11 protein-coding genes and 1 pseudogene are annotated in these 9157 nt (G+C 70.8%); 10 read left to right on the forward strand and 2 right to left on the reverse strand.

Going from position 1 to position 9157, the window contains the following annotated elements; genetic code table 11:
• The 5 genes from ACYVE7_RS22520 to ACYVE7_RS22540 all read left to right on the forward strand — a co-directional run.
• Window positions 1–671 (forward strand): ornithine cyclodeaminase family protein (locus tag ACYVE7_RS22520; protein ID WP_460366986.1); only part of this gene is annotated, 671 nt, incomplete at its 5' end.
• A complete protein-coding gene (locus ACYVE7_RS22525; protein WP_460366987.1) occupies window positions 671–1816 on the forward strand; it encodes an amidohydrolase in 1146 nt (381 codons plus the stop codon). The genes ACYVE7_RS22520 and ACYVE7_RS22525, both read left to right, overlap by 1 nt.
• Before the next feature lie 71 nt (window positions 1817–1887).
• The gene (locus tag ACYVE7_RS22530) at window positions 1888–2874 is read left to right on the forward strand and encodes a BMP family protein (protein WP_460366988.1); all 987 of its coding nucleotides are present in this window, start codon (window positions 1888–1890) and stop codon (window positions 2872–2874) included.
• 106 nt (window positions 2875–2980) lie between these two features.
• Window positions 2981–4069: an LLM class flavin-dependent oxidoreductase gene (locus tag ACYVE7_RS22535; RefSeq protein WP_460366990.1), complete on the forward strand. Its 1089-nt coding sequence runs from the start codon at window positions 2981–2983 to the stop codon at window positions 4067–4069.
• A complete protein-coding gene (locus ACYVE7_RS22540; RefSeq protein ID WP_460366991.1) occupies window positions 4066–4647 on the forward strand; it encodes a CE1759 family FMN reductase in 582 nt (193 codons plus the stop codon). Before ACYVE7_RS22535 ends, ACYVE7_RS22540 begins: the two co-directional genes overlap by 4 nt.
• 1 nt (window position 4648) lies before the next feature.
• Here ACYVE7_RS22540 and ACYVE7_RS22545 read toward each other — a convergent pair whose 3' ends face one another.
• Window positions 4649–5752: a glycerophosphodiester phosphodiesterase gene (locus ACYVE7_RS22545; protein WP_460366992.1), complete on the reverse strand. Its 1104-nt coding sequence runs from the start codon at window positions 5750–5752 to the stop codon at window positions 4649–4651.
• A gap of 96 nt (window positions 5753–5848) precedes the next feature.
• Between ACYVE7_RS22545 and ACYVE7_RS22550 the strand changes: the two genes are divergently transcribed.
• Entirely contained in the window at window positions 5849–6307 is a 459-nt protein-coding gene (locus ACYVE7_RS22550; protein ID WP_460366993.1) for a MarR family winged helix-turn-helix transcriptional regulator, read from the forward strand.
• Window positions 6308–6355: 48 nt separating this feature from the next.
• Complete coding sequence (locus ACYVE7_RS22555) at window positions 6356–7357, forward strand: cyclic nucleotide-binding domain-containing protein (protein ID WP_460366994.1); 1002 nt, start codon at window positions 6356–6358, stop codon at window positions 7355–7357.
• Here the strand turns inward: ACYVE7_RS22555 and ACYVE7_RS22560 are convergent.
• A complete protein-coding gene (locus tag ACYVE7_RS22560) occupies window positions 7332–8033 on the reverse strand; it encodes a Clp protease N-terminal domain-containing protein (RefSeq protein WP_460366995.1) in 702 nt (233 codons plus the stop codon). The genes ACYVE7_RS22555 and ACYVE7_RS22560 overlap by 26 nt on opposite strands.
• 73 nt (window positions 8034–8106) lie before the next feature.
• Here ACYVE7_RS22560 and ACYVE7_RS22565 point away from each other — a divergent pair, with 73 nt between their 5' ends.
• The 3 genes and pseudogenes from ACYVE7_RS22565 to ACYVE7_RS22575 form a co-directional block, all read left to right on the forward strand.
• Window positions 8107–8607 (forward strand): GNAT family N-acetyltransferase, encoded by a 501-nt coding sequence (locus ACYVE7_RS22565; protein WP_460366996.1) that lies wholly within the window; start codon window positions 8107–8109, stop codon window positions 8605–8607.
• Window positions 8608–8643: 36 nt separating this feature from the next.
• Entirely contained in the window at window positions 8644–8853 is a 210-nt protein-coding gene (locus tag ACYVE7_RS22570) for an EF-hand domain-containing protein (protein ID WP_460366997.1), read from the forward strand.
• An 8-nt stretch (window positions 8854–8861) separates the two neighbouring features.
• A pseudogene (locus ACYVE7_RS22575) lies at window positions 8862–9157 on the forward strand (WD40 repeat domain-containing serine/threonine protein kinase); the annotation flags it as partial.

A 9157-nucleotide genomic window follows, 5' to 3' on the forward strand; every position in this document is an offset into this window, starting at 1 on the left:
CGACGGTCCTGCCCAGCTCGGCGATGGTGTCGTCGAGGGTGAGCGCCGAGGTCTTGAGGATGTGGCTCGCCCGTCCGGGCAGCCGGGTCCTCGGCCTGGTCGGTGCGGGCGCGCTCGCCCACGCTCATGTCGCGGCCCTCGGCCAGGTGCTGGAGTTCGACCGGATCGTGGTGTGGAGCAGGACCGAGGCCACCGCCCGCGCGTTCGCCGAGCGGACGGGCGCCGACGTGGCGGGCTCGGCCGAGAAGGTGGTCCGCGCGGCCGACGTCCTGTGCACGCTCACCCCGTCCCGCGATCCGATCGTCCGGGGCGCGTGGTTCGGCGACGGACTGCACGTCAACGCCGTCGGCGCTCCGCCGCGCCCCGACCACAGGGAGATCGACTCCGAGGGGATCCGCCGGGCCCGGGTGATCGTCGACAGCCGGGTCACGGCTCTGCACGAGTCGGGTGAGATCTGCCTGCCGATCGCCGAAGGCGTCATCACCGCGGGCCATATCGCGGGCGAACTCGGCGACGTGCTGCTCGGCACCGTCCCCGCCCGCACCGGGGACGGCCAGATCACCCTCTACAACTCGCTCGGTGTCGGGCTGCAGGATCTGGCCGCCGCCCGGCTGCTCATCGACCACGCCCGCCGCCGGGGCCTCGGCACCGAGATCGATCTGGCCGGCTGATGACCCTGCTGCGCAACGCCCGCTACCGGGGCGAACTCCGCGACCTGCGGCTCCCCGGCGGCGCGGAGACCCACGACCTCGACGGACGCCTCGTGATCCCCGCCTTCGTCGACGCCCACTGCCATCTCGACAAGACCCTCTGGTCGGCCCCCTGGACCCCCAACACCGCGGGCCCCGAACTCCACGACAAGATCGCCTACACCCGGGAGCGCCGCGCCGCCCACGGAGTGCCGTCGGCCCCGCGGATCGCCGCCCTGCTCACCGCGATGGTCGCGGCCGGGACGACCAGGGTCCGCACCCACACCGACGTGTCGCCCGAGTTCGGCCTGGACGGTTTCCACGCCGTCGCCGAGGCGGCCGCCGCACTGGGCGGCGCGGTCGACGTCCAGCAGGTCGCGTTCCCGCAGTACGGCCTGCTCACCAATCCCGGCACCCATGAGCTGATGGACGAGGCGCTGGCCACGGGTCTCGCCCAGGTCGTCGGCGGGATCGATCCGGCGGGCGTGGACGGCGATCCGGTCCGCCATCTCGACGCGGTCTTCGGTCTGGCCGAACGGCACGGCGTCCCGGTCGATCTCCATCTGCACGATCCCGGCACCCTGGGCGTCTGGCAGTTCGAGCTGATCATCGAACGGACGGTCAGGGCGGGCCTGGAGGGCCGGGTCGCGATCGGTCATGGCTACGCCCTCGCCGAACTGAGTGGTATACCGCAGGACGATCTGATCGCCCGGCTGGCCGACGCCGGCATCACCGTCGCCACCTGCGCAGCCCATGACGATCCGGTCGTCCCGGTGCTCAAGATGCGGGACGCCGGCGCCCCTCTGGCCCTGGGCAGCGACGGCATCCGTGACCTGTGGTCCCCGTGGGGCGACGGCGATCTGCTCGACCGGGCCCACCAGCTCGCGGCCCGATCGGCGTTCTTCGCCGACGAGGATCTGGCCGAAGCCCTGGTCGTCGCCACGTTGGGCGGTCTGAGGGCGCTCGGCCAGGCGCCCGCCGAAGGAGCGGTGCCGGACGACCTGGTCGTCCTCGACGCCCGCACCCCGGCCGAGGCCGTCGTCACGCGCCCCCGGCGCCTGCTCGTCCTCAGGAACGGCAGGACGGTGGCCCGCGACGGAGTGCTTACCTCCGTGAAACCAGCCTGAAACGCACCCTCTCCAGACTTAACGGTATACCAGTAACCCCCCGGTACCCCTCATCCTCCCCGGAGACCCCCATGCGCATCCCGGCACTCGCCGCCCTCCTCGCCCTCGGCCTCACCGCCACCGCCTGCGGTGGAGGCGGTGACGAACCCGCCGCCACCGGCGCCGCCAAGCTCAAGGTCGGGGTCATGTTCCCCGGCAACCTGTCCGACGACGGCTTCATGCAGTCGGGCTACGAGGGCTACCAGCGGATCGAGAAGAACCTCGCCGACAAGGTCGAGCTGACCAAGGTCGAGCAGGTCGCCACCCCCGACTACCAGCAGGTCCTCACCCGGCTGGCCACCGGCGCCGAGCTCGTCGTCTCCTTCGGCGGCCAGACCGACGCGATCGTCCGCCAGGTCGCCCCCGCCTTCCCGAAGGTCAAGTTCGTCGAGATCGGCGGCCCCTCGGACGCCGCGCCGCTGGCCAACCTCGCCTACTACGACCCGGTCCAGGCCGAGGGCGGCTACCTCGCCGGCGCCCTGGCCGCGCTCACCACCAAGACCGGCAAGGTCGCCTTCGTCGGCGGGATCGAGCTGCCCGCGATCGTCAAGACGGCGAACGCCTTCGCCGCCGGGGCCAAGCAGGTCAAGCCGGACGTCGAGGTGCTCAAGCCGCAGTACGTCGGCGACTTCAACGATGTGGCCAAGGCCAAGCAGGCGGGCCAGGCCGGGCTCGGCGCGGGCGCGGACGCCTTCGGCCAGCAGCTCAACCTGGGCCACCAGGGTCTCGCGCAGGCCGCCAAGGAGAAGGGCGCCTCGATGGTGGGCGGCCCGCTGGTCAAGCCGTGCGGCACGGAGCCCGGTGTCATCGGCTATGTGAAGGAGGACACCGGCGCCGAGCTGGAGTACGCGGTCAAGGCCGTGCTCGACGGCACGTTCAAGGCCGCCCAGGTGCCGTTCGGCCTGGCCTCGGGGACGGGTGCCACCGACATCGTCCTGTGCGACGCGGGCACCGAGATCACCACGAAGATCGACGAGGTCAAGAAGGGCCTCGCGGACGGCACCCTCAAGATCGGCTGACTCCGGATCCCCGGCGGGCGTCACCCGCGCCCGCCGGGGAATAACGACCACGACCCCCCGGTTCTGGTAACTTGAGAGTTCAAGCGATAAGGATCGGGTGAGGGAAATGCAGTTCGGACTGTTCTCCGTCGGGGATCTGACGGCCGACCCGGTCAACGGCCGGACACCCACCGAGCAGGAGCGGATCAAGGCGATGGTCGCCATCGCCCTCAAGGCCGAAGAGGTCGGGCTCGACGTCTTCGCCACGGGCGAGCACCACAACCCGCCGTTCGTGCCGTCCTCGCCGACCACGATGCTCGGCTACATCGCCGCCAAGACCGAGCGGCTGCTGCTGTCCACCGCGACCACCCTGATCACCACCAACGACCCGGTGAAGATCGCTGAGGATTTCGCGATGCTCCAGCATCTCGCCGACGGCCGCGTCGACCTGATGCTCGGCCGCGGCAACACCGGCCCCGTCTACCCGTGGTTCGGCCAGGACATCCGCAACGGCATCCCGCTGGCCATCGAGAACTACGCGCTGCTGCACAAGCTCTGGCGCGAGGACGTCGTGAACTGGAAGGGCAAGTTCCGCACCCCGCTCCAGTCGTTCACCGCCACCCCGCGCCCCCTCGACGGGGTGCCGCCCTTCGTCTGGCACGGCTCCATCCGCTCCCCGGAGATCGCCGAGCAGGCCGCCTTCTACGGCGACGGTTTCTTCGCCAACAACATCTTCTGGCCGAAGGAGCACTTCCAGCAGCTCGTCCGGCACTACCGGGAGCGGTTCGAGCACTACGGGCACGGCACGCAGGAGCAGGCCATCGTCGGGCTCGGCGGCCAGGCGTTCATCCGCAAGAACTCCCAGGACGCGATCAGGGAGTTCCGCCCCTACTTCGACAAGGCGCCCGTCTACGGCGGCGGCCCTTCGCTGGAGGACTTCATGGAGCAGACCCCGCTGACGGTCGGCTCCCCGCAGGAGGTCATCGACCGCACCCTCGCGTTCCGCGACTACTTCGGCGACTACCAGCGCCAGCTCTTCCTGCTCGACCACGCGGGACTGCCGCTGGAGACCGTCCTGGAACAGGTGGAACTGCTCGGCACCGAGGTCGTCCCGGTACTCCGCAAGGAGTTCGCCATCGGACGTCCCGCGGGCGTCGCCGAGGCGCCCACCCACGCCTCCCTCGTCGAGGCCGCCGAGAAGGAGGCCGTGCAGTGACCACCGTCGCCGTGGTGTCGGCGGGCCTGAGCCTGCCGTCGTCCAGCAGGCTCCTCGCCGACCGGCTCGGTGAGGCCGCCGCCCGTGAGCTCGACGGCGAAGCCGTCCAGATCGAGCTGCGCGAGCTCGCCGTGGACATCGCCTCGAACCTCGTGACGGGGTTCCCCGCGCCGCGGCTGGCCGCGGCGCTGGAGACCGTCACCGGGGCCGATGCGCTGATCGCCGTCACCCCGATCTTCAACGGCTCCTACAGCGGGCTGTTCAAGTCGTTCTTCGACGTCCTGGACCGGCACGTCCTCGACGGCAAGCCGGTCCTGCTCGGCGCGACCGGCGGCACCGCCCGCCACTCCCTCGCCCTGGACTTCGCGCTCCGCCCGCTCTTCGCGCACCTGCGCGCACGGATCGTGCCGACGGCCGTGTTCGCCGCGCCCGAGGACTGGGGCGACGGCGAGTCCCTGCAACCGCGGATCGACCGCGCCGCGCAGGAACTCGCCGTCCTCCTGCGCGGCGCGGCCCCGGCCCCCAAGCCGCAGTTCTCCAGCTTCGAGGCGGAACTGGCCAAACTCCAGCAGAACTGAGCTAGAGGGTCGAGCGGACGGCGACGGCCAGCGCCGGGTCGTCCGCGAAGATCCCGTCGATGCCCGTGGCGAACAGGGTGCGCAGCCAGCCGGTGGCGTCGCCCTGGGCCCGCGGGTAGGCGGGGGAGGCGGGGTTGCCGCGGCGGAAGTTCGCGGGCAGGAAGGAGTTCTCCGGCCGGAAGGTCCACGGGTGGACGGTCAGGTCGGCGCGGTGCGCGTCCTTGACCAGCGTGGTCGGCGGCTGGGTGGCGCCGGACGCGTCGACCGGGATGATCCAGGTGGTGGCGGGGCCGATGCCGTCGGCGAAGCCCGACACCCACTGCAGGCCCTGCTTGGTCACCAGGTCGCCGTAGGTGCGCTGGTCGCCCGCCGCCGTGAAGTCGTACGGGCGGCCGCTGCCGTTGATCAGGAACACCAGATGCGCCTTGGTGCGCTTGCGGAGCCGCTGCAGGATGCCCGGCTCGAACGACTGGACGAACACCTTCGCGCCGCGCCGGTCCAGGTCGTGGGCGGCGAGCGCCTTCAGCAGCGGCTCCTCGAACGGCAGGCCGATCGAGGCGAAGTAGGTCGGGTGCTTGGTCTCGGGGTACACCCCGACGCCGTTCTTCTCGGCGAGCTCCAGCACCTCCTCCAGCGACGGGATCTGCTCCTGGCCGTCGAAGGCCTGGTTGTCCGGACGGGTGCCGGGGATCCGCTCGATCGCCCGCAGCGTGCGCAGCTCGGCGAAGGTGAAGTCCTCGGTGAACCAGTCAGTGATCTTGGTCCCGTCGATGGTCTTGGCGACCTTGCGGTCCGCGAACTCCGGGTGCGCGGCCACGTCGGTGGTGCCGCCCAGCGCGTTCTCGTGCCGGTCGACGAGCACGCCGTCCTTGGTGAGGACCAGGTCGGGCTCGATGTAGTCGGCGCCCATGTCGATCGCCAGCCGGTACGCGCCGAGCGTGTGCTCAGGCCGGTAGGCGCTGGCGCCCCGGTGCGCGATCACCAGCGGCTTGGCGTTGGCCCGTCCCTGAGCCTCCGCGCCACCGAACTGGCCGACCGCCACCAGCGCCGACACCGCCGTCATGGCCAGCCCGATCGCGAGCCCCCGTTTGTGCAGAATCATCATCAACCTTCTGTTCGACTGCGACGGAAGGTAGACGTGCGACGTGACCGGACGGCCAACTCAGATCATCCGGCGGGAGGCATCCCTATGATGAGCTGCATGGTGCGGTGGCTCGACGACGAAGAACAGCAGACCTGGCGTGCCTTCCTCTGGGCCACCCAGCTCCTCACCGAGGAGATGGACCGGCAGCTCCAACGGCAGTCCGGGGTCCCGCTCAGCTACTACGTCGCGCTGGCGATGCTGTCGGAGTCGCCGACCCGCTCGCTGACCATGACCGAGCTGGCCGTCCAGGCGCGTTCCTCGCCCAGCAAGCTGTCGCACGCCGTCCGCAAGCTCGAGGAGATGGGCTACGTCGAGCGCAGCCGCCATCCCGAGGACGGCCGCACCACGATCGCCACCCTCACCGACGCCGGGCTGGCGTTCGTGGTCGAGGCGGCGCCCGGCCACGTCGAGACGGTCCGGAGCGCCCTGTTCGACCAGATCACCCCGGAGCAGACCGGGCAGTTGCGGGTCATCGCCGAGGCGATCCTCACTCATCTCGGAAAACCCTGTCCCTGACGTCATACTGGAGGCAGGACGTTTCCCCCGAGTCCTGGAGGCCGGTAGATGATGACCGTCGCCGACTTCGCCTACGGCGCCGACGACAGCCGCGGACGCTTCTGGACCAATCTGTCCCCGGCCGAGCGCAGACGGCTGGAGCGCGACGGCTGGATCGAGACCTTCCCGGGCGGCGTGAAACTCTGCAGCCAGGGCGAGCGGGGCGAACGGGTGTTCATCCTCCGCTCAGGACAGGTCGTCATCAAGCACATCCAGGACGGGGTCGAGAGCATCCTGGCGATCCGCGGCGAGGACGATCTGCTGGGGGAGCGGGCCGCGTTCGAAGGCGGCGAACGGTCGGCGACCGTCGAGGCGCAGGGCGAGGTCAAGGCGCTGGTGGTGCTGGCCGACCGGTTCAACCGGATCATGAACGACTTCCCGCGGCTCCGCCGGCTGATCCGCGACGACCTCTACGAGCGCCTCACCGAGACCAAGCCGCCCGAGCCGTTCGTCTACGCGGGCCAGAACTGCACCGTGCTGATGATCGACATCTCCTCGTTCAACGGCGCGCACCGCAACGACGTCAACCGGCGGGTCGTCCGCGAGATCATGTACGGGGAGCTGGAGCGGGCCTGCCGCCAGTCGAACGTGCCGTGGAGCTCCTGCCATCGCGAGGACCGCGGCGACGGCGCCCTGATGATCGTCCCGCCGACGGTGCCGACCGCGAGCGTCCTGCACCCGATGTGCCCCGACCTGGCGGCGGCCGTGCGCCGGCACAATCTGCGCGCCCGCGACGGGGAGCGGTTCCAGATCCGGGTGTCGGTGCACGTCGGCCCGGTCACCGGCGACAGCAACGGGATGGTCGGCGAGGCCATCAACATGACGGCGCGGCTGCTGGACGCCCGGCCCTTCAAGACCAGGCTGGCCGCGACCGGTACCGCGCTCGGCGTGATCGTCTCGGAGTTCGTGCACGGCGGGATCGTCCGGCACCTGGACGAGCCGGGGACCTGGGAGCGGGTCCGCTCCCAGGTCAAGGAGTCACGGCTCACGGGGTACGTGCGGTACCTGTGATCCAGGCGTCGGCGCGTTCCCGGTCGAAGCCGAGCCCGCGCAGGATCTCCCCGCCGGGCCCCGTCTCCTCGTGGGCCAGCCCGAGCAGCAGGTGCTCGGTGCCGACGTGCTGGTCGCCCAGGCGCAGCGCCTCCCGGACGGCGAGCTCGATGTGCTTCTTGGCCTGCGGCGAGTAGGGGATCAGGGCCGGAAGGTCCGCCACGGGAGGCCCCTGGACGCCTTTGGCCGCGGCCCGCACCTGGTCGAGGTCGATCCCCTGGTCGACGAGCGCGCGCACGCCCGGCTCGTCGGGCTCGGTCAGCAGCCCGAGCAGCAGATGCTCGGTGCCGATCCGGGCTTGCGACCCGGCCCGCGCCGCCTCCTGCGACTGCACGATCACCTGCCGCGCGGCTTCGGTGAACCGGCTGAACGGGCTGGCCTCCGCGGCGCCCTCCTTGGGCACGAACCGCTTCTGCACGGCCTGCTTGGTCACCCCCATGCTCTGCCCGATCTCCGTCCAGGACGCCCCCGACCGGCGCGCCTGGTCCACGAAGTGGCCGATGAGATGGTCGGCCAGTTCGCCGAGGTGCTCGCCGAGCAGCACCGCTCCCGACAACTGTTCCAGCACGTCCCCTTCGGGACTCTGACTCCGTACGGCGTCGATCAGGTCGTCGAGCCGAGGTCCTTGGTCGCTCATGCGTCAACGATAGGTTGACGCCCCATCTTCGTCAACCCTCGGTTGACGATCGTCGGCGGCCTATCCTCGGAGGATGAGCACAGAGATCGTCAAGGGGGGCGTCGAGGTCGTCGACCGGCTTCGGGGGCTCTGGCTCGAGCTGCACCGTCACCACCAGGACGTGCAGCCGGGCTGGGTGTACAAGGACGACGAGGCGTCGTGGGAGGGGCGGCGCGCCGAGTATCTGCGGTGGCTGGCGGGCGGCGGGTTCGTGCTGCTGGCCGAGAAGGACGGGGAGCCCGTCGGGTACGCGCTCGTCGAGGTCGTCGACGCGCCCGACGACACCTGGGTCGCCGGCGACCGGAGCGCGCACATCCACTCGCTGCTGGTCACGCCCGGCGGCCGGGGTGAGGGGCTGGGCACGCGGCTGCTCGACCGGATCGACGAGGAACTCGCCGCCGAAGGCATCGAGGACGTCTGGATCGACGCCCTCGTCGGCAACGAACAGGCCATCAAGCTGTACGAACGGCGCGGGTTCCGGCCCGCCGTCCTGTACCTGGCACGGTTCAAGGAGGGCCGGCCCGCCACCCGGTAAGACTCCACTTACGGCGGCCTCCGCTAGCCTTCGGCTATGGCTCTTACCGAACAGGAGGCCGCTGAGGCCTTCCACGTGGTCGACACCAACAACGATGGAATGATCACCCCGCAGGAGCTGGCGCACCTGTGGGAGCGGAACGGCGACGTCCTCAGCGACGACGAGCTGCTGCGCATCTTCGCCAAGGCCGACACCGACCATGACGGCCTCATCTCCCTCGAGGAGTTCATCGCCCTGCTCGGCTGACCAGAACCATGTCGCGACGGATCGGGCCGTACACCGTGCAGGGCGAACTCGGCGCGGGCGCCATGGGCCGGGTGTTCCTGGGGCGGTCGCCCGCCGGCCGGCTGGTCGCGATCAAAACGATCAGGGCCGAGCTCGCCGACGAACCGGAGTTCCGCACCCGGTTCCGGCACGAGGTGGCCGCCGCGCGCCGGGTGGCGGGCGTCTACACCGCGCCGGTCGTCGCCGCCGACCCCGACGCCGACACGCCCTGGCTGGCCACCGCCTACCTTCCGGTGCCCGATATGCGGCGGCTCGTGCGCGGCTG

It is taken from the genome of Actinocorallia lasiicapitis, from assembly GCF_054778695.1.

Bases quoted from the DNA above. Each gene is read 5' to 3' on its own strand.
- ACYVE7_RS22525 (WP_460366987.1), top strand. From the start codon at position 671: ATGACCCTGCTGCGCAACGCCCGCTACCGGGGCGAACTCCGCGACCTG.
- ACYVE7_RS22530 (WP_460366988.1), top strand. From the start codon at position 1,888: ATGCGCATCCCGGCACTCGCCGCCCTCCTCGCCCTCGGCCTCACCGCC.
- ACYVE7_RS22535 (WP_460366990.1), top strand. From the start codon at position 2,981: ATGCAGTTCGGACTGTTCTCCGTCGGGGATCTGACGGCCGACCCGGTC.
- ACYVE7_RS22545 (WP_460366992.1), bottom strand. From the start codon at position 5,752: ATGATGATTCTGCACAAACGGGGGCTCGCGATCGGGCTGGCCATGACG.
- ACYVE7_RS22550 (WP_460366993.1), top strand. From the start codon at position 5,849: ATGGTGCGGTGGCTCGACGACGAAGAACAGCAGACCTGGCGTGCCTTC.
- ACYVE7_RS22555 (WP_460366994.1), top strand. From the start codon at position 6,356: ATGATGACCGTCGCCGACTTCGCCTACGGCGCCGACGACAGCCGCGGA.
- ACYVE7_RS22560 (WP_460366995.1), bottom strand. From the start codon at position 8,033: ATGAGCGACCAAGGACCTCGGCTCGACGACCTGATCGACGCCGTACGG.
- ACYVE7_RS22565 (WP_460366996.1), top strand. From the start codon at position 8,107: ATGAGCACAGAGATCGTCAAGGGGGGCGTCGAGGTCGTCGACCGGCTT.
- ACYVE7_RS22570 (WP_460366997.1), top strand. From the start codon at position 8,644: ATGGCTCTTACCGAACAGGAGGCCGCTGAGGCCTTCCACGTGGTCGAC.